The sequence below is a fragment of the Nocardioides sp. GY 10127 genome (assembly GCF_004919085.1).
Taxonomy (GTDB): domain Bacteria; phylum Actinomycetota; class Actinomycetes; order Propionibacteriales; family Nocardioidaceae; genus Nocardioides.
Window position 1 is genome coordinate 260,775 of the sequence record NZ_STGL01000003.1, and the last position, 23,597, is coordinate 284,371.

Sequence of the window (23,597 nt, forward strand, 5' to 3'; positions counted from 1 at the left end):
GCACGCCGTCCGATGGTGAGATCGGACGACGAGCGTGCCCGGCCGCCCCACGGCGGCACCCCCGACCCCCTGGAGGACGCCCGATGGCATGGCACCTGTTCCGGCTCGGACGCGGGGCCTTCCGGCACCGCCGGCTCGTGGCCGCGGCCTGGGTGGTGATCCTCGTGGCCGTCGGCGTCGGCGCCTCCACCCTGGGCGGCGAGACCTCCGACGACTTCACCCTCGACGGCATCGAGTCGACCGAGGCCTTCGCCCTCATCGACGAGCGCTCCCCGGACTCGGGCATCGACGGAGCCACGGCCCAGGTCGTCTTCTCCGCCCCCGACGGCGAGACGCTCACGGACGCGGCGAACACCCAGGCCGTGGAGGACGCGCTGGCCGGCCTCACGAAGGACAGCACGCACGTCGTCTCGGTCGCCGACCCGTTCACCACCGGCACGGTCTCCCCCGACGGCACCGTCGCCTACGCGACCGTCTCCTACTCGGTGCAGGCGGTCGAGCTGGACGAGGCCGACAAGGACGCGCTCGCCACCGTCAAGGCGGACGGCGAGGACGCCGGGCTCGTGGTCGCCATCGGCGGCGACGCGCTCTCCGCCGAGACCGAGGCCCCGATCGGTGAGGCCATCGGCGTGGTCGTGGCGCTCGTCGTCCTCACCCTCACGTTCGGCAGCCTCGTCGCCGCCGGCATGCCCCTGCTCACCGCCCTCATCGGCGTCGGCATCGGCTACCTGGGCATCACCGTGCTCACCGGCTTCGTCGACCTCTCCTCCACCACGCCGGCCCTCGGCTCGATGCTCGGCCTGGCCGTTGGCATCGACTACGCGCTGTTCATCATGTCCCGCTACCAGCACGAGGTGGCGCAGGGGCGGGAGCCCGACGAGGCCGCCGGCGTCGCGGTGGGGACGGCGGGCTCGGCGGTCATCTTCGCCGGCCTCACCGTCATCATCGCGCTGGTCGGGCTGACCGTCTGCGGGATGGGCTTCCTGACGCAGATGGGCCTGGCCGCGGCCGGCATGGTCGCCGTGGCGGTGCTCCTCTCGCTCACCCTGCTCCCCGCGATCCTCGGGTTCGGCGGACGCCGGGTCATCGGCCGCGCCGCCCGGCGCCTGGCCGCGGAGGAGCGGCTCGAGGCCGCCGGCACCCCCGTGCTGGAGCACAGCGGCCACCGCTGGGCCCGGCTGGTGAGCCGCTTCCGCTGGCCCGCCCTCGTCGCCGGCGTGGCGCTGGCCGCCGTGGTCTCCGTGCCCGTGGCGTCCATGGAGCTGGCCCTGCCCGACAACGGCTCGGCCGCCGCTGGCAGCGACGCCCGCGTCGCCTACGACCTCATCAGCGACTCCTTCGGACCGGGCTTCAACGGCCCCCTCGTCGTGGTCGTCGACACCGCCGGCGCCGACGACCCCGCCGCCGCCTACCAGCAGGCGGTCGCCGAGGTCTCCTCGGTGACCGACGACGTGGCCGCCGTGGTCCCGGCCGTCACCAGCGACAGCGCCCAGGCCCAGGCGGCCTTCGCCGCACAGCTCCAGGCCGTCCAGTTCGGCACCATCACGGTCATCCCGTCCTCCGGGCCCTCGGACGAGGCGACCAAGGACCTGGTCGCGGCCCTGCGCGCGGCCGTCTCCGACCTCCCCGCCCAGACCGGGGCGCGGGCGCTCGTGACGGGGCAGACCGCCGTGGGCGTCGACATCTCCGACGAGATCGCCGCCGTCTTCCCGCTCTACCTCGTCATCGTGGTCGGCCTCGCGTTCCTGCTCCTGGTGCTCGTCTTCCGCTCGCTGCTCGTGCCGCTGAAGGCGGCTCTCGGGTTCCTGCTCTCGGTGGGCATCTCGCTCGGCGCGACCGTGGCCGTCTTCCAGTGGGGCTGGCTCGGCGGGCTCATCGGCCTCGACGGCACCGCGCCGGTGATGTTCCTCCTGCCGATCCTGCTCACCGGCATCCTGTTCGGCCTCGCGATGGACTACGAGGTCTTCCTCGTGACCCGGATGCGCGAGGCCTGGGTGCACGGGGCGGAGGCCCGCACCGCCGTCGTGGACGGCTTCGGGCACAGCTCCAAGGTCGTCGTGGCCGCCGCGCTCATCATGATCGGCGTCTTCGCGGGGTTCGCGCTGTCGCAGGACGTCATCATCAAGTCCATCGGCTTCGCGCTGGCCGTGGGCGTGGCCGCGGACGCGTTCCTGGTCCGGATGATGATCGTCCCCGCCGTCATGGCGATCGTCGGCGAGCGGATCTGGTGGCTGCCGCGGCCGCTGGCCCGCGTCCTGCCGAACCTGGACATCGAGGGCGAGGCGCTCGTCGAGCGGGTCGGGCACGCGCCCGCGCGGACTGGGGCCCCGGGCCAGGGCTGACCTCTCGCCAGGGCCGGCTAGGGCGGGCTGCCCGCCGCTGCGTCCTCCCGGGCGTCCGCCTCGCGGCGGGCGCGGCGGGCCGCGGTGGTGTAGACGGTGTACGGCTGCCGGGGCGGGCGCGCGGCGGCGCGGCGGCGCCCCTCGTCGGTGGTGGGCCACGTCCGCTCGATCTCCGCGTTGAGCTCGGCGCCCAGCAGCAGCGAGATGCAGGAGATCCACAGCCACAGCACGACCGCGATCGGCGTGCCCATGTGGCGGTAGCTGACGTCCCCGGTGGAGGCGACGAAGAGGTAGGCGCGCAGGCCGGCGGCGCAGACCATCCACAGGCCCATGGCCAGCAGGGCGCCGGGCAGGTCGCGCCGCCAGGGCGTCCGCCACGGGACCCCGACGTGGTAGAGCGTGGTCACCGAGGCCACGACGAGCGCCCCCAGGACCGGGTAGTAGACCCAGCCGAGCGCCTGCAGGACGGTCGTGGCGACCCCCTCGGGGGCCAGCAGGTGCACGAGCCGCGGCCCGATGACCAGCAGCGGGATGAGCGCGGCGGCGGCCACGAGCCCCGCGACGGTGAGCAGCAGCGCGACGACCCGTCGGCGCCAGCCCCGGCGGGCCCGGCGCTCGGAGTCGTAGGCGATGACGATCGTCTCCAGCGAGCGGTTGACCGCCCGCGAGCCGGTCCACAGCGCCAGCACGAGGCCGATGCCCGCCACGTCCGCCCGCCCCTGTGCGAGGACGGCGTCGGCGACCCCGACGTACACGTCGTACGTGCTCTGCGAGAGCAGCGGCTGCGGCACCTCGTAGACGAGGTGGTGGAGCTGGGCGGTGCCGTCGGAGCCGAGCGAGTCGGCCACGTAGCCGAGCGAGCCCAGCAGCATGAGGACCAGCGCGGGCAGCGACATCAGGGCGAACAGCGCGGTCTCCGCCGCCAGGCCGGGGACCCGGTCGTCGAAGGTCTCCCGGACCGTGTCGTCCACCAGGTCCCAGAGTGTCCGCACCCGCGGGGGCAGCCCCGCGCGCAGCCCGTCCACGAGGCCGAGGCCCCAGGTCTCCAGGGTGTTCCAGCGGGTGCGGGCCTCACCTCGCGCCCGGTCGCTCGCGTCGCGGGCGCGCCGGACGGCAGCACGCCCCCGCACGTCGTCGCTCACGCCGCCATCCTAGGAACGCCGGGCCGTGCGCGTGGGCAGTCGGCAACGGCGCTCCGACTCGCTCGTCGGCCTTCGCGGCGTCTGGGAGGACCGAACTGGTCCCCCACCCCGACCCCGCACCTTCCTCCACTGCATCGCCGCAGGTCAGCGGTGTGTCCGCCGGCTGCCCCCGCCGGCTGTGTGGCGTTCGGTCCTCGTGGGGGCGAGGACCGACGTGTTTGGTCCTCGTGGGGGCGAGGACCGAACGCCCCCAGCCGGCCCTGGCGGCGCCACGGGCAGCCGGGACCGCGGATCGAACTCACTCGCCGGCCGCCCCGTCACCCACGAGGATCGAACACACTCCCCGCCGCAGCCCCACTGCGCCCCCGCCACATCACCGCAGGTCAGCGCCCCGCCCACAGGCGGCCCCACCCACCGTGCCGCGTTCGGTCCTCGTCGACACGAGGACCGAACGCCAGCAGCCGGCCCGGGGCAGCACCACGGTCAGCCGGGACCGCCGATCGAACTCACTCGCCGGCCACCCCGTCACCCACGAGGACCGAACACACTCCCCGCCGCAGCCCCACTGCGCCCCGCCACATCACCGCAGGTCAGCGCCCCGCCCACAGGCGGCCCCACCCACCGTGCCGCGTTCGGTCCTCGTCGACACGAGGACCGAACGCCCGCAGCCGGCCCGGGGCAGCACCACGGTCAGCCGGGACCGCCGATCGAACTCACTCGCCGGCCACCCCGTCACCCACGAGGACCGAACACACTCCCCGCCGCAGCCCCACTGCGCCCCGCCACATCACCGCAGGTCAGCGCCCCGCCCACAGGCGGCCCCACCCACCGTGCCGCGTTCGGTCCTCGTCGACACGAGGACCGAACGCCCCCAGCCGGCCCGGGACAGCCGGCGAAAGGCAGGGCAGCAGGGACGGACGCAGTCAGGACTGCTTCGCGTTCACCTCGTAGGACGTGTTGATGGACTCGAAGAAGTTCACCAGCTGGAGCGTGTCGTTGGCGGTGGCCATCCACTTGGCGGGGTTGGCGACGCGGTACTCCGGCTCGAAGCCCAGCTCCTCGAGACGCCGGTCGGCCAGGTAGCGGACGTAGGTGTTGATGTAGTCCGCGTTGAGCCCGAGGATGCCGCGGGGCAGCAGGTCCCGGTTGTAGGCCTCCTCCATCGCGACCGCGTCGAGGATCATCTGCCGGATCTCCGCGGCGAACTCGTCGGTGGCGATCTCGGGGTTCTCCTCCAGCACCGTCAGCACCAGGTTGATCCCGAACTTCAGGTGCAGCGACTCGTCGCGCACGATCCAGTCGATGAGCGAGCCGAAGTTCCGCAGCAGGTTCCGCTGGCGGAAGCTCAGCGCCACCATGAAGCCGGAGTAGAACCAGATCCCCTCGAGGATGACGTTGTAGGCCACCAGGTTGCGGACGAAGTCCTGCTTGCCGGCCGTCGTGGTGATGTCGAGCGTCTGCTCCGTCATCCGCTTGATGTAGCGGACCTCGAACTCCTCCTTCGCCGCCATCGACGGCACGCTCACGTGGCTGGCGTACGCCGACTCCCGGTCGATCGGGAACGTCTCCAGCACGTACTCGAAGCTCATGCAGTGGTTGGCCTCCTCCCACATCTGCTTGGCGAGGTAGAGGTGGCACTCCGCCGCGTTGACGTAGGGGTAGACGCCGAAGGCCAGCGCCTTGTTCACCAGCAGCTCGTTGGGGTTGAAGTAGCTCATCAGGAACGTGAGTGCGGCCCGCTCGTCCTCGCTCATCCGCTCGAAGTCGGCGAGGTCCTCCCCCAGCTGCACCTCGTTCGGGAACCAGGTGTTGGCGACGGCCTGGTCGTACAGGTCCATCGCCCACGGGTAGGTCACGGGCTTGAGCAGAAGGCCCTCCTCGATGCCGGTGCCGAGGATGCCCGTGCGCGTCGAGGGGCGGGTGGCGGGGTCGGTGGCGGGGTCGGCGGTGGGTCGCTGGTCGGTGGTCATGCGGGTCTCCTGGGCGGGCTGGGGGGATCGGGTGGACGGGGTGGGGCCGGTCGGGCTGCGGAACGGACCGCGCGCCAGGCCGGCCGAGCAGGGCAGGCCGGGGCTCACTGGCAGGACTCGCACTGGAGTCGTTCCATCGGGTCCACCGGGCACGCGTCGACCTCCGCCTCCACCACCGGCAGCACGCTCGCCTCGGCGGGCGCCGCCACCCCAGCGGGCGCACCAGCGGGCGCAGCGACGACGACGGGCGCACCAGCGGGAGCAGGGACGCCGGGCGCGGCACCGCGCGCCCCGAACCCCCGCCGCGCGCCACCGGTCGCGGAGCCGAGCGCGGCCGCCTTGTTCACGGCGACGGTCGACTGCTCGGCGGTGTGCCGCGGCCGCATGTGCAGGTAGTAGGTGGTCTTCACCCCCATCCGCCACGCGGCGGTGTAGAGCTCGACCATCGAGGAGACGTCCCGGTCAGCGAGGTAGATGTTGCGGCTGATGGCCTGGTCGATCCACTTCTGGGCCCGGGCGGCGACCTCGAGGTAGGCGCGGCCGGGCAGCTGGAACGAGGTCGCGTAGGTCTCGACCAGCTCGGCCGGCACCGGGTGGGTCTCCGCGACCGCGGCGAGGTCCCCCTGGTGGCGCAGCAGGTCCTCGCGCACCGTCTCCCACAGCCCGAGCTCGCGCAGGTCCTCCACCAGGTTGCGGTTGACCTCGAGGAACTTCCCGGAGCTGGTGGCGCGGCTGAAGATCTGGCTGAACTGCGGGTCCAGGCCCGGGGTCGTGCCGGCCACGAGGCCGATGGACGCGGTCGGGGCGATGGCCAGCAGGGTGGAGTTGCGGATGCCGCCGGCCACCTTCAGCCGCAGGGCGTCCCAGTCCAGACGCACGGTGCGGTCGACCTCCACCGGCGTGCCGCGGTCGGCGGCGAGGCGGTCGAGGGTGTCGATCGGCACCAGGCCGCGGCTCCAGCCGGAGCCAGGGAAGGTCGGGTAGGAGCCCCGCTCGCGGGCGAGGTCGGCCGAGGCGTCGATGGCGTGCCAGCTGATGAACTCGACGACCCGGTCGATCAGGTCCAGCGCCTCGGGCGAGTCGTAGCGCAGGCCGCAGCGCTCCACCACGTCCGTGAAACCCATCAGGCCGAGCCCGAGGGCACGGTTGAGGCGGGAGCTGTTCTCCGCCTCCGGCACCGAGGAGACGGTGATGTCGATGAGGTTGTCGAGCTGGCGCACGGCCAGGCGGACGGAAGCGGCCAGCCGGTCCCAGTCCACGCGGGCGTGCTGCCGGCGACCCGTGAGGTGGCGCGAGAGGTTGACCGAGGCGAGGTTGCACACGGCGGTGTTCCCGCGGTCCTGCGGCAGCGTGATCTCGGTGCACAGGTTGGAGAGGTGGATCGTCCCGGTGTTGTCGTTGAGGGCCCGGGTGTTGATGGTGTCCTTCCAGGTCAGCCACGGGTGCGACGTGGACTGCAGGGTGGTGAGGATGGCCCGCATCTGCTCGCGCGCGCCGATCCGGCGGTGCCGCAGCGCGCCCGCGCGGGCCTGCTCGACGTAGTGGGCGTAGCGGGCGGAGAACGCCGCGCCGGTGAGCTCGACGAGGTCGGGCACCTCGGCGGGGTCGAAGAGGTACCACTCGTCGTCGGCCTCGACGCGCTTCATGAACTCGTCGCTGATCCACACCGCGGTGTTGGCGGTGCGGGTGCGCCGGTAGGGGTCGCCGGAGTTCTGGCGCAGGTCGAGGAACGCCGGGAAGTCCAGGTGCCAGTTCTCCATGTAGAAGCAGAGGGCACCGAACTTCTTGCCGCCGCGGCTGACCGCGCGCAGCGTCGAGTCGATCGTGTGCATGAACGGGATCGGGCCCGTGGAGACCGTGTGGTTGGAGCGGATCGGGGAGCCCTCCGCGCGGAGCTTGGTCACGGACAGGCCGATGCCGCCGGTCCCCTTCGTCAGCCACATGACGTCGCGCACCGAGCCCGCGATGTGCTCGATCTCGTCCTCCATCTGCATGACGAAGCAGTTGGAGAGCTGCGGGTAGGCGGTCCCGGCGTTGACGAGGGTGGAGCCCGCGGCCAGGTACTCCAGCCGCGACATCTTGTCGTAGAAGGCCAGCGCCGCCTCGTCCGGCCGCTCCTCGTTCAGCGAGAGCCCCATGGCCACCCGCATCCAGAAGAACTGCGGCAGCTCCAGCGGCCGGGCGTCGGGTCCGGTGAGCATGTAGCGCGTGCGCATGGTCTGCAGGCCGGTGTAGCGCAGCAGGTCGTCCCGCGTCGGGTCGAGCGCCGCGCCCAGCCGCTCCAGGTCGAAGAGCTCGCCCAGGCGGGGGTCGAGCACACCGAGCTCGACGCCGCGGACGACGAAGTCGACGAACGCGCCGGCCTGGAAGGAGCGCACCTCGTCGAGCGTCACGCCCTCGCCGAGGATGGCCTTGTAGAGGCTCTTCACCAGCAGCCGGGAGGCGATGGTGTCGAAGGCCGGGTCGTCCTTGACGTTCTGGAGGGCGACCTGGACGACCGCCTCGTCGAGCTGCTCGCTGGTGATGCCGTCGAACAGCGTGATCTCCAGCTCCGCGCGGAGCTGGGTGGCGCGGGTGACCTCGTCCTCGAGGCCGGCCGCGGCCTCCTCGATCGAGCGGGCCACCTCGTGCCCGTCGTAGGGCGCCCGGCTGCCGTCGCGCTTGACGACGGTGATCGTGCCGGGCTCGTGACCCGCCCGGGAGCTGGTCTCGTGGTCGGTCTCGGTGCTGCTGGCGCCGTGCGTGCGCTGGGCCATCTCATCCACCCCTCGTGGACTCGTCGTGGGCGCTGCCCGCGGGTCGAGGGGGTGGGGTGGGTGCCTGCCGGGTCCAGGTGGACGACGCCGGGCGCCGCGATCACGAGTCCTCTGCCGGTCCCCTGACCGTCCCTCGCGGTCGCGGACCCCCACCGGTGGCGGTGGGGCACTGGCAGGTCTTCGGACTCGTGGGCGTCCTGCTCGCTCCTACTTCCCGTCGCTTCCCAGGCTCGCGCCCAGTGCTCCTGACGGGTTTCGTTCCCACTCACCGCTGCGGGGCAGTCCCGGAGTCTCACCGGGTTCCCTCTTGCGACGACGACCCTGGGTTGGGCCGCCGAACCAGCTGCGGTCGTGACTATATCTGGGAATCACATCGCTGCAAGTAGGCACATCTTGGGGGTGGGGCGAGGGGCGGGTCTCAGCCCTCCGTGAGCGTGAGGTCCACCATGAGCTCGTCGGCGAGGGCCTCCAGCGGGCCCGAGACGTCGGCCGCCGCGAGGTCCGCGGGCACCGCGATCCGGGCCTCGACCTCGAACAGCAGGCCGCCGGCCATCGGCGCCTCGGTGACGCTCGTGGTGAGCTCCTCGATGCCGACGCCGTGGCCCGCCAGCGCGGCCGAGACCTCGGCCAGGATGCCCGGCCGGTCCTGGCCGACGAGGTGCAGCCCCCAGTGGGCGACGGCGCGCTCCGGCTCGGCCTCGGCGGGGCTGGCCGACACGGTGAGACCGGCCTCCGCCAGCGCCGACAGGGACGCCTCGAGGGCGGCGACCCGGTCGTCCGGCACGTCCACGAGGACGATGCCGGCGAACTTCCCCGCGAGGCGGGCCATCTCGGATCGCTGCCAGGAGCCGCCGTGGTCGGACACGGCGGTCGAGACGGCGGAGACGAGACCGGCGCGGTCGTCGCCGAGCACGGTGAGCACGAGGGAGGCCATGGGACGCAGGCTAGGACAGGATCATGGCCGGTGCACGGGCCGATGGACGCCCTGGTCAGGAGGTCGTGACCTGCACCGTCCCCATCATCCCCAGGTCCTCGTGGTCGAGGACGTGGCAGTGGTAGACGGTCCGGCCGGGGAAGTCGGTGAACGACACCCGCACGCGCACCCGCGCCCCGGCGGGCACGTCCACCACGTCGAGCCGGGTCACCCGGGACGGGGCGACCCCGTCCGTCTCCAGCACCTGCATCGGCCAGACGTGCAGGTGGAACGGGTGGTGCATCGTCGTGTCGTTGACGAGCACCCAGTCCTCCACCTCGCCGAGCCGGACGCGCTGGTCGACGCGGTCCATCGAGAACTCGTGCCCGTCGATGGTGAAGGCCATGCCCATGCCGGCCATGCCGGCGGACATCCCGCCCGCCAGGGTGAGCGTCCGGGTGCGGGTGGGGGTGAGGGCGCCGAGGTCGACCACGTCGGCGCCCGCCGTCACCACCGCCGGCGCCGCGGCGCTGCCGCGGCCGAGCGCGGTCAGGAGGACGACGTCCTCGCTCGTGCCGGCAGCGCCCGAGCCCGTTACGCCCGGGCCCGTCCCACCCGAGCCCATCATCCCGCCCGAGCCCATCATCCCGCCCGAGCCGGTCATGGCGCCGCGGTCCACGGGCAGGGCCCGCAGGCTCCCCTCCCCCGAGGTCAGCGAGACGACGAGGTCGGCGCGGTTGCCCGGCGCCAGCACGACGTCCGCGAGGTCCGACGGGGACGCGAGGTCCGCACCGTCCCGGGCGACGACGACGGCGGCGTGCCCGTCGAGCGCGAGCGAGAGGTACCGCGACGTGCAGGCGTTGACGACACGCCACCGCTCCCGCGTGCCGGACGTGCCGACCAACCGCGGGGCCGACTGGCCGTCCACCAGCACCAGCTCCCCCTCTCGTCCGTTCATCTGCGCCATCCGGCCGACGCCGGCCACCGCCGTGCCGTCGGCGGACAGGGTCACGTCACTCACGACGAGCAGCCGCTCGCGCGCGACCTCGGGCGAGCTCGACGTGCCCGTACCGTCGGCGGGCACGACGAGCAGGCCGCCGAACAGGCCGCGCCAGACCTGGTCCGCCACCCGCCCGTGGTGGTGCGCGTGGTACCAGTACGTGCCCGTGGGGTGCTCGGTACCGATCTCGTACACGTACTGGTGGCTCGCCCCCGGCGCGACGCTGACGAACACGTCGTCCCCGCGTCCGGTCGGCGAGACGTGCAGGCCGTGGACGTGCAGGTTCGTCGGCTCGTCCAGGTCGTTGACCAGGAGCACCCGGAGCGTGTCGCCCGGGGAGACCACCAGGGTCGGCCCCGGCACGCCGTCGCCGTAGCCGAAGCAGGTCACCAGCGCACCGGCCAGGGTGCGCGTGCGCTCGGAGGCCACGAGCTCGACGTCCAGGACGCCGTCCACCGACCGGTGCACCGCCGGCTCGCTCAGCGCGAGCCCGGAGGCGCCGGGCGCGTCCTCGCGAGCGAGCCACCACCAGCCGCCGCCCACGGCCGCAGCCACCCCGACCCCGACCGCACCGCCCACGAGCAGCGACCGACGCCGCACGAGGGGCTGCGTCGGGGACGGGCGTGGATCAGGCGTGGTGCCCACCCCTCGACGCTAGGCCCGCCCGGCACCGGACGGCCGTGCCGCACGCCCCTCGCCCGGGAGCCGTTCGTCGCCCGCCGGGGCAGCGGGGCTCAGCCCGCGAGCAGGGCCTCGACCTCGGCGCGCACCTTCGCGTAGGCCTCCACGGAGAAGTCCCCGTCGCGCCACACGAGCACCCTGCGCCCGGTCCCGGAACCCGCACCGCTGTCGCCGCTCTCGGAGTAGCCCTGGAACGCCGCCGAGCCGTCGCTGCTCACGAACGCCTCGGTGGACGGGTCCGCTGCATGGGTCTGCCAGGCCTCCCCGGGGCCGGTCGAGATCGCCAGGAGGCCCGACTCGAGGTCGTCGGCGTCCGTGCCGTCCGCCAGGGCGGCGGTCGTGTCCGAGGCCTGCGTGACCACCACGACCGCGTAGGTGCCACCGGCCGCGCTCAGCGTGGCCGAGGTGAACTCCTCACCGTCCGGCAGGTCGAGCACCGAGGACGGCTCGTCCCAGTCCCCGTCGTCGCGCCGCTGCACCAGCACCTCGCCGTCGGACACCGTGACCGCGACGGCCGCGTCCCCGTCGGTGACGAGGTCGGCGTCGGCGCCGGGCTGGTCGCCGGCGCAGCCGGACAGGAGCGTCACCAGGAGGCCGAGGCCCAGCACTGCCGCCGCCCCACGGGCCGAAGGCCGCGCGGGCCGGTGCGGGCGCAGGACGCGGCGGGCCGTCATGCGCGGCAACCTAGCCCGTCCCGCCGACACCACCGCGACCGGGCACGCCTACGGTGGCCCGGTGCACCCGCGCCCTGACGAGCTCCCCGAGGAGGTCGACGTGGCCGTCGTGGGCGGTGGCCAGTCGGCCCTCGCCCTCGGCTACCACCTGCGGCGCCTGGAGCGGGACCGGTCGCGCGCAGGGCTCAGGCCGCTGCGCGTCGTCCTGCTCGACCGACGGGAGGCCCCCGGTGGCGCCTGGCTCGACGCGTGGCCGCACCTGCGCCTGTTCTCCCCGGCGGACCACAGCTCGCTGCCCGGGCGGCTCATGCCCGCCCAGCCCGGCGAGGCCTCGCCCGACGCCGCCCACGTGGCCGACTACCTCGCCGACTACGAGCGCCGCTACGGGCTCGCGGTGCGCCGCCCGGTCACGGTCTTGCGCGTGGAGGAGGGGGACGCAGGCAGGCTGCGCCTGCGCACGGACGCCGGCGACCTCACCGCCCGCTCGGTCGTGAGCGCCACGGGCACCTGGGACCAGCCGTTCGTCCCGGCCCTGCCCGGGCTGGGCTCGTTCGGCGGCACACGCCTGCACACGCACGAATACCGCGGCCCCGAGCCGTTCGCGGGGCGGGCGGTGCTCGTCGTCGGGGGCGGCAACTCTGGCGCGCAGATCGCCGCGGACCTGCTCGGCACCGCGGCCAGGGTCCACTGGGTCACCCGCGAGCCCGTCCGGTTCCTGCCGGACGACGTGGACGGGCGCGTGCTCTTCGAGGTCGCCTCGCAGGCCGTCGCCGACCGGGCGGCCGGGCGCACGCCCACCACCACGGTCGGCTCGCTCGGGGACGTCGTCGTCACCCCGCCGGTGCGGGCGGCGCGGGACGCAGGCGGGCTGGTCGCCGCACCGCTGCCGGCCACCTTCACCCCGGCCGGCGCCCGGTGGGCGGACGGCCGCGAGGAACAGCTGGACGCCGTCGTCCTCGCGACCGGCTTCCGCCCGGCCCTGCACCACCTGCGGGGGATGCCGCTGACCTGGTCCGGCTCCCACCCCGCCACCACCGCTCCCCCGGGCTCCCCGTTCGCCGTCGCCTCCGCCGACGACGCACGCCTGTGGTTCCTCGGCCTCGGCGACTGGTGCGGGCCGGCGTCCGCGACCCTCGTGGGGGTCGGCCGACCCGCCCGTGACCTCGCGGCCGCCCTCGTGGCCCGGCTCGACGGGTCGGCGCCGGGCTGATCGCCCCCGGACTGATCGCACTCGGGCTGATCGGCTCGGGCCCACCGCCGCGTGGCGCACCCCACGCGCGCGCCCGGCTGCGCGGCGCCGAGCCGGCGTGGCAGCGTGAGCCCATGCCCCGCCTCCGCCACCTCGGCCTCTCCGTCGGTCGGCTCACCCCCGGCCCGCTCAACGCGATCACGGACGTCGAGGGCGTCCGGGTCGGGCACCGCACGGTGGTCGAGGACCGCACGGACGCCGCGGGACGCCCGGTCGCGGTGCGCACCGGCGTGACGGTGGTGCAGCCCCGGCCCGGCCCGGCCCGGTCCCAGCCCTGCTACGCCGGCTCGGCCACGCTCAACGGCAACGGCGAGATGACCGGCCTGGAGTGGGTCCGCGAGAGCGGGCTGCTCACCACCGCCGTCGCGATCACCAACACCCACAGCGTGGGGGTCGTGCGCGACGCGCTCGTCGCCGACGACAGCGCGACCGCCCTCTCGGAGGAGTTCTGGTCGATGCCCGTCGTCGCCGAGACCTGGGACGGGCTGCTCAACGACCTGCACGGCCAGCACGTGACCGCCCAGCACGTCCGCGACGCGCTCGCGGACGCCTCCGGCGGGCCGGTCGCCGAGGGCTGCGTGGGCGGCGGCACCGGGATGGTCTGCCACGGCTTCAAGGGCGGCATCGGCACGGCCTCGCGCCGACTCGGCGAGGCCGACGGCGGCTGGACCGTCGGCGCGCTGGTGCAGAGCAACTACGGCGAGCGGCACGCGCTGCGCGTCGACGGGGTCCCCGTCGGGCGGCTGATCGGGTTCGACGAGGTGCCCGCACCCGGCGCCCAGGCCGCGCCGAGCGCGCTGCCGCCCGGGTCCGGCTCGATCATCGTCGTCCTCGCCACCGACGCGCCGCTGCTGCCCGACCAGTGCCAGCGGCTCGCGCGCCGCGCCGGCACCGGCCTGGCCCGGCTGGGCGGGGGCACGCAGGACGGCAGCGGCGACATCTTCCTCGCCTTCGCCACCGGAAACCGCACGCTGCCGCCCGAGACCTACCTGGCCACGGCAGCGACCACCGTCAAGGTCTCCACCGTGCCCCATCAGCGGCTCGACCCGCTGCTGGAGGCGGCGGCGGAGGCCACCGAGGAGGCCGTCCTCAACGCCCTGCTCGCGGCGACGACGACCACGGGCCACCGCGGCCGCACCGTGCACGCGCTCCCCGCCCGGCGGCTCCGCGAGGTGATGGCCGCCTACGCCCCGGGGGCGTTCAGACCCGCCGCGCCGTGAGCGCCAGCACCGGCACCAGCGCGAGCGAGAGCAGCCCGGCACCGAGGCCGAGCACCGCGTAGCTGCTGGCACCCACGACCAGCCCGGAGAGCACCCCGCCGCCGGCGCCCGAGAGCGCCACCAGGACGTCGACGCTGCCCTGCACGCGGGGGCGGGCGGCCGGGGTGGTCGCGTCGACGACGAGGGCCGTGCCGGAGATGAGGCCGAGGTTCCAGCCGAGGCCGAGCAGCACAAGGGCGAGGACGAGCAGGGGCATCGAGTCGCCCGGGGCGAGCGCGGCCGTGAGCCCGGCCGCGAGCAGCACCAGGCCCGCGGCGACGGCCATCGGCACCCGCCCGACCCGGTCCACCAGCGCGCCCGTGAGCAGGGACGGCAGGTACATCGCGGCGATGTGCAGGCCGATCACGAGCCCGATGTCGCCGAGGTCGTGGTGGTGGGCGCGCATGTGGACCGGCGTCATCGTCATCACCGCGACCATCGCCATCTGGGTGACGACCATGATCGTGGCCCCGACCCAGGCGCCGGAGCCGGCGCGAGACGGGGCGGATCGGGACGGGGCGGGGTCGGCGTCGTCCCGGGTGAGCGCGGCCGGGGTGCGCGCGGCCGGGGTGGGGACGGTCGGGGTGGGTGCCGCCGCTGCGGCGCTCGTGGACTCCTCCAGCTCGCGCGCCAGCAGCAGCGGGTCGGGGCTCAGGAGGGTCACGAGGACGAGGCCGGCCGCGGAGTAGGCGACGGCGGCGAGCAGGAACGGACCGGCCAGCGCGGGCAGTCCGAGACCGACAGCCAGGCGCCCCAGCGGCTCGACCAGGTTGGGGCCCGCCACGGCGCCGAGCGTCGTGGCCACCAGCGCGACGCTGATCGCCCGGCCGCGCGCCGTCGCGGGGGCCAGGTCGGTGCCGGCGTAGCGGGCCTGGAGGTTGGTCGCTGTGCCCGCGCCGTAGACGAGCAGGGAGACCAGCAGCAGCGGCACCCACCCGGTGGCCGCGGCCACCACGACGCCGACCGCGCCGAGCCCGCCCAGCCCGAAGCCGAGCCCCAGGCCGATCCTGCGGCCGTGGCGCTGGCTGAGCCGGCCGATGCCGTAGGCCGCTCCCGCGCTGCCGAGCGTGAACAGGGCGGTGGGGACGCCGGCCAGCCCCTCGCTCCCGAGCAGCTGCTGGGCCAGGAGCGCACCCACGGTGACGCCGGCCGCCAGCCCGGCGCCGCCCAGCACCTGCCCGGCGACCACCACCCGCAGCGTCCGCCGCTGGACCCGGGCCCGCAGTGCCTCGGTGCTCTCCGCCAGGGACTCCTCCACGGCGGCGATCCTCCCCCGGGGTCGGCGCGCTCCGCCACACCGGGTCCATCACACACGGGGTCCGTCACACGGGGTCCGTCACGGGGGCCGTACGGGGTACGCGCGCTCACCGGCCTGCCCGCCTACCCCGATCCGGGTAGCCGCGGGCCGTGCGCCTACGGGCTCACCCCGAAGCCGACACGGCACCCCTGACACCGCCCTAGCCTCGGACGCGGTCCGCTCGTCGGACCGGGCGCGCACCGCGGGCGTGCTCACCTCGTGTGTTGCCCGACGTCACGGGGAGCCAGGGGGTCCGGTCTCAGTCCCGGGCCCCCTGTGCTGGGCCTCTGGGAGCTGGGCCCTGGCTCCTCCGGGACGTCATACGGAGCGGACGCACACCCCCTCAGACGTATGACGTCCCACCCAGCCCCACCGGGACGTCAGACAGAGCGGACGCACACCCCCTCAGACGTATGACGTCCCACCCGGCGGCGAGGGGACGCGCTCGACCCGCAGCACCGGCACCGCGTCCGACCCCAGCAGCGCGACGCTCGCGACGAGGCCGGCCAGCGGCACCGCGACGGCCCGGTGCGGGGGCAACCGGGAGGGGTCGGTACCCCGCAGCCCGGCGCCGGTGGCCTTCGCGACGGCCTCGAGGCGCACCCAGTCCGCGAGGATCAGGACCCCCGGCAGGTCGGGCACGCGCTCGTCGTCCCGCTCGACGTCGACGCCGACGCCCCGCCCGTCGTCCGCCGTGGCCAGCAGCGCCACCCCCGGCGCGTAGGCGAGCGAGCAGGCGCGCCCGTCGGCGTGCCGCGGCCGGCCGTGGGCGCCCGACCCGCAGGACGGGCAGAGCCTGCGCAGGTCCGGCCAGGCGCGCGCGGCCGCCGACCGGGCGTCCGCACGTGAGCCGCCCGGCACCGCGAGGACCCGTACCCGCACGCCCACCTCGGCCCCCTGGATGCCCGACGAGCCGCCCGACGAGCCGCCCGACGCGCCGCCCGACGCGCCGCCACCGCCCGGGCCCACGCCTACCGCCCGGCGGTGGGCAGCGGCGGCAGCGAGGTCTCGTGCAGCCACGGCCGCAGCAGGGTGGCGACGTTGACGCCGGTCTCCTTGCTGGCGTGCGCGAGGAAGTCCTCGGTGGTCACCGAGCCGCCGGCGAAGTCGGCCACCCACGAGCGCAGCAGCGAGAAGAACGCCGCGTCGCCGACCTCGCAGCGCAGCTGGTGGAGGGTGAGGGCGCCGCGCTTGTAGACGCGGTCGTCGAACATGAGGTCGGGGCCGGGGTCGGCCAGCAGCAGGTCGGTGTCCTTCGCCTCGAGGCCCGCGTGGTGGTGCGCGGCCTGCTGCGCGGCGGTCGGGCCGCCGGAGGCCTCCGACCAGACCCACTCCGAGTAGCAGGCGAAGCCCTCGTGCAGCCAGATGTCCTTCCAGTCGCGCAGCGTCACGGCGTTGCCGAACCACTGGTGCGCGAGCTCGTGGGCGATGAGCCGCGTGGCGTCCCAGTCGCCGCGCACGAGGTTGCGGCCGAAGGTGGAGAGGGTCTGGCTCTCCAGCGGGATCTCCAGGTCGTCGTCGGTGACCACGACGCGGTAGGAGTCGAACGGGTACGGCCCGAAGTGCTCCTCGAAGACGTCCACCATCTCGTGCTGGCGGCCGAAGGCGTCGGCGAAGGCGGTGCGGTCGAGGTCCCCGGCGACGACGGCGACGGGCAGCCCGGAGGCTGGCCGGGCGGGCAGCGGCCACTCCCGGTACCGGCCGATCTGCACCGTGGCGAGGTAGGTGGCCATCGGCTGGGCCTGCTCCCACACCCAGACCTCCGCCGAGCCGCGGCGCGTGTGGCGCACCAGCGTGCCGTTGGCCTCGACGCGGTAGCCCGCGGTGACGGTGAGCGCGAGGCGGTAGGTGGCCTTGTCGTCGGGCCGGTCGTTGCACGGGAACCACGTGGGCGAGCCGTGGGGCTGGGCCGCGACGATGACGCCGTCGGTGAGCTCCTCCCACCCGGCGTCGCCGAGGTGGCGGGTCACCAGCGGCTTGGGGTGGCCGGAGTAGCCCACGGTCACGGTGAGGCGGGTGCCCGCCTCCGCCTCCCCGTCGAGGGTGAGGACGACGCGGTGCGACCGGGTCGTGAACTTCTTCAGCCCGGGCGCGCCGTCGCGGGCGGCGGGCTTGGAGCGCGCGGCCTTGCGGGTGCTGCGGGCCGCCTGGTCGCGGGACCAGCCCGAGGCCACCCGAACCTTGCCCACCGAGAGGTGCGCGAGGTCGAGCACCAGCCGGTCGGTGGCCTCGAGGACCTCGACGTCGAGGACGGCGCGGCCGTCGAGCCGGTTGCCCTCGACCGCGTAGTCGAGCTCCAGGTCGTAGTGCCGGACGGCGAAGCTGCGGTCGCCGTGCCCGGGCAGGTAGTCGTCGGCGGTGGGCAGCCCCATCAGCGCTCGGCCCCGGTCACGAGACGGTCCACGGCCCGATCGGGTTACCGATCCAGACCGTCTTGTCCGGCAGGCTCTCGCCCCTCATCACCAACGACACGGGGCCGACCGTAGCGTGCCGTCCGATACCGGCCGCGGGCAGGATGACGGAGTTCGGGCCGAGCGTGGCGCCCGCCGCGAGGGTCACGGTGTCGCACGCCAGCACCCGGTCGTGGAAGAGGTGCGTCTGCACGACGGAGCCGGCGTTGACCACCGCCCCGTCGCCCAGGGTCACCAGGTCGGTCTCCGGCAGCCAGTAGGTCTCGCACCACACGCCGCGCCCCACCCGCGTGCCCATCGAGCGGAACCACCACGTCAGCAAGGGGCTGCCGGTGACCAGCCGCGCGAACCACGGCGCGGCCACCGACTCCACGAACGTGTCGGCCAGCTCGTTGCGCCACACGAACGAGGACCACAGCGGGTGGGTGCCCACGCGGTGCCGCCCGACCAGCAGCCACTTCGCGAGGGTGGCGGACGCCGCGGCCACCAGCCCGGCCAGGACCAGCCCGGCCACCACCGCGCCGAGCCCGGCCAGGGCCGCCGGCCCCGTCCCCGGGCCCGCCGCCTGCCAGGCGAGCAGCCCGGCCGAGGCGACGAGCGCGTGCAGCAGCACCCCGAGGAGCACCGGCACGGCCCGCGCGGCCTCCCAGCAGCCGCGGGCGATCTTGAGGGAGCGCGACGGCGCGTACGTGCGGGCGTCGTCGCCCTCCTCCGCTGCGCGGCGCAGGGGCGCCGGCGGGCTGCCGACCCACGACTCCCCCTTCTTCGCGGTCTTGCGCCGCGGCGCGGCCGAGAGCACCGCCACGAGGCTGTGCTTGGGCACCTTGCGCCCCGGCGCGGCCATGCCGGAGTTGCCGACGAACCCGCGCTTGCCGACCTTGACCCGCTCGACGCGCAGCCACCCGCCGCCGAGCTCGTAGCCGCCGATGAGGGTGTCGTCGGCGAGGAAGGCACCGTCGCCGACGCTGGCCATCGCGGGCACCATGAGCACCGTCGAGGCCTCCACGTCCTCCCCGACGCGGGCGCCCAGGAGGCGCAGCCACACGGGCGTGAGCTGGCTGGAGTAGAGCGGGAACAGCCACGTGCGGGCCTCGTCGAGCACCCGGACGGTGGCCCACACCCGCAGCGCCCGGCCGCTGCGCACGGGGTAGGCGCCCGGCGTCAGGCCGGCGCCGCACACCCGCACCAGCGCGAGCACGAGGACGGCGAGCAGCACCCAGCCGAGCACCGCACCGGGCACCAGCCAGGCGAGCAGGCGGCCGAGCGCCGCACCCGTCGTGGCCGCCCGGTCCGCCCCGCTCAGCGGCAGCACGGCCAGGCCGGCGACCGCCACGGCCAGCGCCGGCAGCAGGCCGACGCCCAGCCCGGTCGCCGCGTAGGCACCGACCCACGCGCGGCTGCTCGCGGGGCGCTCGTCCCACGGACCGCGGGCACGGCCCCGCGCCTTCGCGGCCGGGGCACCCGACCAGTACTCGCCGGCGGGCACCTGCCCGAAGACCGCGGAGCCGGGGGCGACCTCGGCGCCCTCCCCCACGTCGGCGCCCGGGAGCAGGCTCGAGCGGGTCCCGACCCGAGCGCGCTTGCCGACGCGCACCCGGCCGAGGTGCAGGCGGTCGCCGTCGATCCAGGAGCCGGTGAGGTCGACCTCCGGCTCGATCGAGGCACCCCGACCGAGCTCGAGGAACCCGGTGACCGGCGGGACGGCGTGCAGGTCGACGTCCTTGCCGACCCGGGCGCCGAGGAGGCGGGCGTACCAGGTCATGAAGGGCGCCGAGGTGAGGGACGTGGCACCGACCTGGTCGACCGCCCGCTCGGCCACCCACAGCCGCAGGTGGACCTGCCCGCCCCGCGGGTAGGTGCCGGGCTCGACCCCACGCAGGAGGAGTCGCGCCAGCCCGGCGCCGAGCAGCATCCGGCCCGGCGGGGTGAGGAGGACGACGGCCGCGGCGAGCAGCAGCCACCAGGGCGCCAGCGGCAGCGCCGTCACTCCGAGCAGGTGCCCGGCCGCGGAGGCCAGCAGCGTCCACGTGAGGTAGCGCGGCGCCGCCAGGGCCCGTAGCCCGACGAGGGCGGCCACCTGCCCCGCCTGGGTCTTGGGCGGGATCGGCGGGACGTCGCGATCGGCCAGGTTGCCGGGCCCGGCCAGGGAGTCGAGGTAGCCGGCCAGGCCCGCGACCGTCGGGTGGTCGTAGAGGTCGCCGACGGTGATCTCGGGGTGCTCGCGCCGCAGCAGGCCGATCACCTGGGCCGCGGCCAGGCTCCCGCCGCCCAGGTCGAAGAAGTCGTCGGCGGCCGTCTGCGGCCCGGCACCCAGGACGTCGGCGAACACCTCGGCCACCCGGGCCGCGGTGCCGTGCAGGTCCCCCGCGGCCCGGCCGGGACCCTCGGCCCCACCCGCGCCACCACCGGCGGACGGCGTGAGCGGCCACGGCAGGGCGTCCCGGTCGACCTTCCCGGAGGTCCGCGTGGGCAGGTCGTCCACCAGCGCCAGACGGGGCACCAGGGCGGCGGGCAGCTCGGCGCGCAGCCGCTCCAGCGCCCGCCCCTGCTCGAACCGCTCGTCGACCACCACGTAGCCGACCAGGAGCTGGTTGCCCGCGCGGGAGCGGCGGACGGCGGCGGCCGCGCCGAGCACGCCGTCCTGGGCCAGCAGCGCCGCGTCCACCTCGCCCAGCTCGATGCGCCGCCCGCCGAGCTTGACCTGGTCGTCGGCCCGGCCACCGAAGAGCAGGCCCGCGGGGTCGCGCACCACCAGGTCCCCCGAGCGGTAGGCGCGCTCCCAGCCGAGCGTCGGCATGGGCGCGTACTTCTCGGCGTCCTTGGCCGGGTCGAGGTAGCGGGCCAGGCCCGCGCCGCCGATGATCAGCTCGCCGGTCTCGCCCTCGGCCACCTCGCGGCCCTCGCCGTCGACGACCGCAAGGTCCCAGCCGTCGAGCGGGAGGCCGATCCGGATCGGCCCCTCGGCGTCCACCAGCGCCCCGCAGGCCACCACCGTCGCCTCGGTCGGCCCGTAGGTGTTCCACACCTCGCGGCCCGGGCGCACCAGGCGCGGCGCGAGCTGGGCGGGGAACGCCTCGCCGCCCAGGATGAGCAGGCGGACGCGGTCGAGCGACTCGTCGGGCCACAGGCTCACGAGAGTCGGCACGGTCGAGACCACGGTGACGTCGTTGGCGACCAGCCAGGGCCCCACGTCCATGCCCGACCGCACCAGGGCGCGCGGCGCGGGCACGAGCGTCGCGCCGTGCCGCCAGGCGAGCCACATCTCCTCGCAGGACGCGTCGAAGGCCACCGAGAGCCCGGCCATCACCCGGTCGCCCGGGCCCAGCGGTCGCTCCTGGAGGAAGAGGGCCGCCTCGGCGTCCACGAACGCGGCGGCGTTGCGGTGCCGCACCGCGACGCCCTTCGGCGTGCCCGTCGAGCCGGAGGTGAAGATGACCCAGGCGTCGTCGTCCGGGGTGGGGTCGGTGCGCTCCCGGGGCTCGCGACGACCGGTGCTCTGCTCGGTCCGCTCGGTGCGCTCGGGGCCTGGGGCCGGGACGCGGGGCTCCACCACCAGGTCCGCGCCGATGACGGCGGCCACATCGGCCTCCCCGAACACCAGCCGCGCCCGCTCGTCGGGGTCGTCGACGTCCACCGGGACGTAGGCCGCGCCGACCAGCAGGGTGCCGACGATCGCGAGGTAGAGGTCCGTGGTGCCGCTGGGCACGCGGACCCCGACCTTGTCGCCGGGCCCGATGCCCAGGGCAGCGAGCTCGTCGGCCAGCTCGTGGCCGGCCTCGAGCATCTCGGCGTAGGTGAGCCGCTCGGTGCCGGAGTCGAGGGCCACGGCGTCCGGCGCACCCGCGGCCGTCGCCTCCAGGACGTCGACGAGGGTCCGCGGCGCGGGCGCGAGGTGGCCCCGTCGCAACGGGTCGGGCGCCGCCCCGGGCGCGGGGCGCCCCTCGGTGCGGTGCTGCGGCTCGTCCTGCGGCACGTCTCCCCTCTCCTGGGCCGCGCCCCTCGCGGCCCGGAGGCATCCTGGCGCACCCGGGTGAACAGCGGGTGTGACCGGCCTCCGACCCGCCTCCGGCCCGCACCACGGCCCGTCCCCGGTGAACCCCTCCCGACGGATGCCGGAAAGGACTAACGTCCCACCGGTGACCCCCGCCCCGCGTCGCGCGCCGTCCCGGCACGTGACGCTGCGCGACGAGACCCCGCTGGCCGGCCCCCGCATCGACGTCAACGTCCGGCTGGGCTGGCTGACCCGGATGGCGCGCCTCCTGCACGGCGCCCCGCAGCTGCGGCGGATGGCCGCCACCCTCGGCGTCGGCACGAGCACCCTGCACCGGCTGGAGATCGGCGAGCTGCGGGACGCGGGCCTGCTGCGCGGCTACGAGGAGCTCTTCGCCCTCCAGCCCGGCGCCCTGCGCGGCGCCATCGGTGCCACCGCGCGCACCTTCCCCCAGGACGTGGTCGCCGACCGGCGGCCGGACCTCGGGCCCGGCGACGTGCGCCGGGTCTCCGCCCTCACCGAGCAGCTGCTGGCCGGCCTCGAGCAGCCGCGCCGCACGCCGCTCGCCCCGGCCGGGCTGTGGCTCGACTGGGCCTCTGCCCTCGGTCGCCCTGAGGCCGTCGGCCTGCCCGAGACGATGGCCCTGGAGCTGCTGGACCGGCTGGCCGCCGAGCTCGGCCGCAGCGTCGGCCCCGGCTACACCACCCGCTACGAGGCGCTCTCCCGGATGCGCAGCGGCCCCTACGGGCACCTCGTCGTGGAGGTCGCCCGGCACCGCGTGGACCACCCGGGCATCCAGGCGCTGGCCGACCTCATGAGCGCCGTCGGTGAGCTCGAGGACGAGGCGGCCACCGCGTTCAGCGCCCACCTGCTGCTCGACCGACGGGACCGGGTCTCCCAGGCCGGCGTCCTGGCCCTCTTCAACCTGGCCGCCATCGGCGACGCCGAGCGGGTCTGGGAGGCGGCCCTCCCGCAGCTCCTCGAGGCCTACGCGGACGTCGAGCCGGGCACTCCTCGCCACGACTGGCTCTCCCACGCCCTCCGGTCGCTGCCGGGCAGGCTCGCGGAGAAGGCCCGGCCGTTCGTCCGCAAGCGCCTGGCCCCGGCCCCGCTCATCGACTTCGAGCCCGGTGAGGCGCTGCGGGCCGAGCGGGAGCGGGAGTGCCGACGCGCGGCGCTCTCGGTCACAGACGCGCTGGACCTGGAGGAGCAGCCGGTCCTCGCCCGCCTGCTCTACGACATGGGCACCGCCGTCCAGGACGACCGGGCGGTCACCAGCTACATGCTGCTCGGCGCCCACCCCGAGCTGTCCGCCCTCACCGACGCGGCGCTGTTCGAGCAGGCCCGGGGGGAGCAGGAGCCCGCCCTGGCCAGGCGCGCGGCCCGGCAGCTCGTCGGCGCGCGGCACGGGGCACCCGTCCCGGGCCTCGACGTCTGGCTGACCAGCCCCGACCCGCACCTGGCGGGCTTCGGCGTCCGACTGCGGGCGCTGGCGGGCGAGGCGGTCCCCACCGAGGGATGGGCGGCGCCCGACCGGCTCGACGCCCTCGACCCGGCGCTCGCCGGCCACCTGGTCAATGCGTGGGGCATGGCCGAGCAGATTGCTCCGCTGGAGACGGTGCGCGCCGGCGGCGGCCCCCACGCGTCCGCCGCCGACTGGTGGCTCGCGGAGGGTGGCCGGCTCGACGACGCGGCACCCTCGTCGTCCCCCTCCCCCTGGCCCGGTTCCGTCGAGGCCGCTTCCTGGAACACCACGGCCACCCTGCGCACGGGTCCGTAATTTCACCTCACCCGGTGCCGCTCGCGGCCTCGGGCGAGGAGGCCGCTCCGGACGGGGACAGCGTGCGGAGCGGTCCTCCCGACGGCGGAGGCCCCAGGCGCGGGACATGGGGCGCGTGGGGTCCTCGCCGGC

Annotated in this window: 14 protein-coding genes and 1 riboswitch; of the genes, 4 read left to right on the forward strand and 10 right to left on the reverse strand. The window is 75.2% G+C overall.

The window, feature by feature from the left end:
• Positions 1-83 precede the first annotated feature (83 nt).
• The gene (locus tag E8D37_RS04925; protein ID WP_136568658.1) at positions 84-2,342 is read left to right on the forward strand and encodes an MMPL family transporter; all 2,259 of its coding nucleotides are present in this window, start codon (positions 84-86) and stop codon (positions 2,340-2,342) included.
• Positions 2,343-2,359: 17 nt separating this feature from the next.
• Here the strand turns inward: E8D37_RS04925 and E8D37_RS04930 are convergent, their stop codons facing one another.
• The 6 genes from E8D37_RS04930 to E8D37_RS04960 form a co-directional block, all read right to left on the reverse strand.
• On the reverse strand, positions 2,360-3,484 hold the full coding sequence (locus E8D37_RS04930) for a YihY/virulence factor BrkB family protein (protein ID WP_240770192.1): 1,125 nt from the start codon (positions 3,482-3,484) through the stop codon (positions 2,360-2,362).
• Positions 3,485-4,407: 923 nt separating this feature from the next.
• Entirely contained in the window at positions 4,408-5,454 is a 1,047-nt protein-coding gene (locus E8D37_RS04935; protein WP_240770193.1) for a ribonucleotide-diphosphate reductase subunit beta, read from the reverse strand.
• Between the two features lie 104 nt (positions 5,455-5,558).
• A complete protein-coding gene (locus tag E8D37_RS04945) occupies positions 5,559-8,210 on the reverse strand; it encodes a ribonucleoside-diphosphate reductase subunit alpha (RefSeq protein WP_136568659.1) in 2,652 nt (883 codons plus the stop codon).
• A 153-nt stretch (positions 8,211-8,363) separates the two neighbouring features.
• Positions 8,364-8,569, reverse strand: a riboswitch (cobalamin riboswitch).
• 59 nt (positions 8,570-8,628) lie between these two features.
• The gene (locus tag E8D37_RS04950; protein ID WP_136568660.1) at positions 8,629-9,144 is read right to left on the reverse strand and encodes an ACT domain-containing protein; all 516 of its coding nucleotides are present in this window, start codon (positions 9,142-9,144) and stop codon (positions 8,629-8,631) included.
• A 55-nt stretch (positions 9,145-9,199) separates the two neighbouring features.
• Complete coding sequence (locus E8D37_RS04955; RefSeq protein WP_136568661.1) at positions 9,200-10,768, reverse strand: multicopper oxidase family protein; 1,569 nt, start codon at positions 10,766-10,768, stop codon at positions 9,200-9,202.
• A gap of 89 nt (positions 10,769-10,857) precedes the next feature.
• The gene (locus E8D37_RS04960) at positions 10,858-11,478 is read right to left on the reverse strand and encodes a hypothetical protein (protein WP_136568662.1); all 621 of its coding nucleotides are present in this window, start codon (positions 11,476-11,478) and stop codon (positions 10,858-10,860) included.
• A gap of 61 nt (positions 11,479-11,539) precedes the next feature.
• On the opposite strand from E8D37_RS04960, the gene E8D37_RS04965 reads away from it, so the two are divergent.
• Together E8D37_RS04965 and E8D37_RS04970 are read left to right on the forward strand one after the other, a co-directional pair.
• Entirely contained in the window at positions 11,540-12,688 is a 1,149-nt protein-coding gene (locus E8D37_RS04965) for an NAD(P)-binding domain-containing protein (RefSeq protein WP_240770194.1), read from the forward strand.
• A gap of 113 nt (positions 12,689-12,801) precedes the next feature.
• Positions 12,802-13,947, forward strand: coding sequence for a P1 family peptidase (locus E8D37_RS04970; protein ID WP_136568664.1), 1,146 nt, complete (start codon positions 12,802-12,804; stop codon positions 13,945-13,947).
• Here E8D37_RS04970 and E8D37_RS04975 read toward each other — a convergent pair.
• From E8D37_RS04975 to E8D37_RS04990, 4 genes are all read right to left on the reverse strand, one after another.
• Positions 13,928-15,244 (reverse strand): MFS transporter, encoded by a 1,317-nt coding sequence (locus E8D37_RS04975; RefSeq protein ID WP_206055575.1) that lies wholly within the window; start codon positions 15,242-15,244, stop codon positions 13,928-13,930. The two genes, E8D37_RS04970 and E8D37_RS04975, sit on opposite strands and share 20 nt — an antisense overlap.
• Before the next feature lie 444 nt (positions 15,245-15,688).
• Positions 15,689-16,303 carry a hypothetical protein gene (locus E8D37_RS04980; protein WP_136568666.1) on the reverse strand — a complete coding sequence of 205 codons (615 nt, stop codon included), beginning with the start codon at positions 16,301-16,303 and terminating at the stop codon, positions 15,689-15,691.
• The gene (locus tag E8D37_RS04985) at positions 16,255-17,655 is read right to left on the reverse strand and encodes a M1 family metallopeptidase (RefSeq protein WP_136568667.1); all 1,401 of its coding nucleotides are present in this window, start codon (positions 17,653-17,655) and stop codon (positions 16,255-16,257) included. Before E8D37_RS04985 ends, E8D37_RS04980 begins: the two co-directional genes overlap by 49 nt.
• A 16-nt stretch (positions 17,656-17,671) precedes the next feature.
• Positions 17,672-21,667, reverse strand: coding sequence for a Pls/PosA family non-ribosomal peptide synthetase (locus E8D37_RS04990; protein ID WP_240770195.1), 3,996 nt, complete (start codon positions 21,665-21,667; stop codon positions 17,672-17,674).
• 163 nt (positions 21,668-21,830) lie between these two features.
• Between E8D37_RS04990 and E8D37_RS04995 the strand changes: the two genes are divergently transcribed.
• Positions 21,831-23,465 carry a hypothetical protein gene (locus E8D37_RS04995; protein WP_136568669.1) on the forward strand — a complete coding sequence of 545 codons (1,635 nt, stop codon included), beginning with the start codon at positions 21,831-21,833 and terminating at the stop codon, positions 23,463-23,465.
• Positions 23,466-23,597: the final 132 nt, after the last annotated feature.

What these genes read in the sequence shown, in the direction of transcription:
- E8D37_RS04970 (WP_136568664.1), top strand. Translation starts at nt 12,802, where the DNA reads ATGCCCCGCCTCCGCCACCTCGGCCTCTCCGTCGGTCGGCTCACCCCC.
- E8D37_RS04985 (WP_136568667.1), bottom strand. Translation starts at nt 17,655, where the DNA reads ATGGGGCTGCCCACCGCCGACGACTACCTGCCCGGGCACGGCGACCGC.
- E8D37_RS04925 (WP_136568658.1), top strand. Translation starts at nt 84, where the DNA reads ATGGCATGGCACCTGTTCCGGCTCGGACGCGGGGCCTTCCGGCACCGC.
- E8D37_RS04945 (WP_136568659.1), bottom strand. Translation starts at nt 8,210, where the DNA reads ATGGCCCAGCGCACGCACGGCGCCAGCAGCACCGAGACCGACCACGAG.
- E8D37_RS04935 (WP_240770193.1), bottom strand. Translation starts at nt 5,454, where the DNA reads ATGACCACCGACCAGCGACCCACCGCCGACCCCGCCACCGACCCCGCC.
- E8D37_RS04960 (WP_136568662.1), bottom strand. Translation starts at nt 11,478, where the DNA reads ATGACGGCCCGCCGCGTCCTGCGCCCGCACCGGCCCGCGCGGCCTTCG.
- E8D37_RS04950 (WP_136568660.1), bottom strand. Translation starts at nt 9,144, where the DNA reads ATGGCCTCCCTCGTGCTCACCGTGCTCGGCGACGACCGCGCCGGTCTC.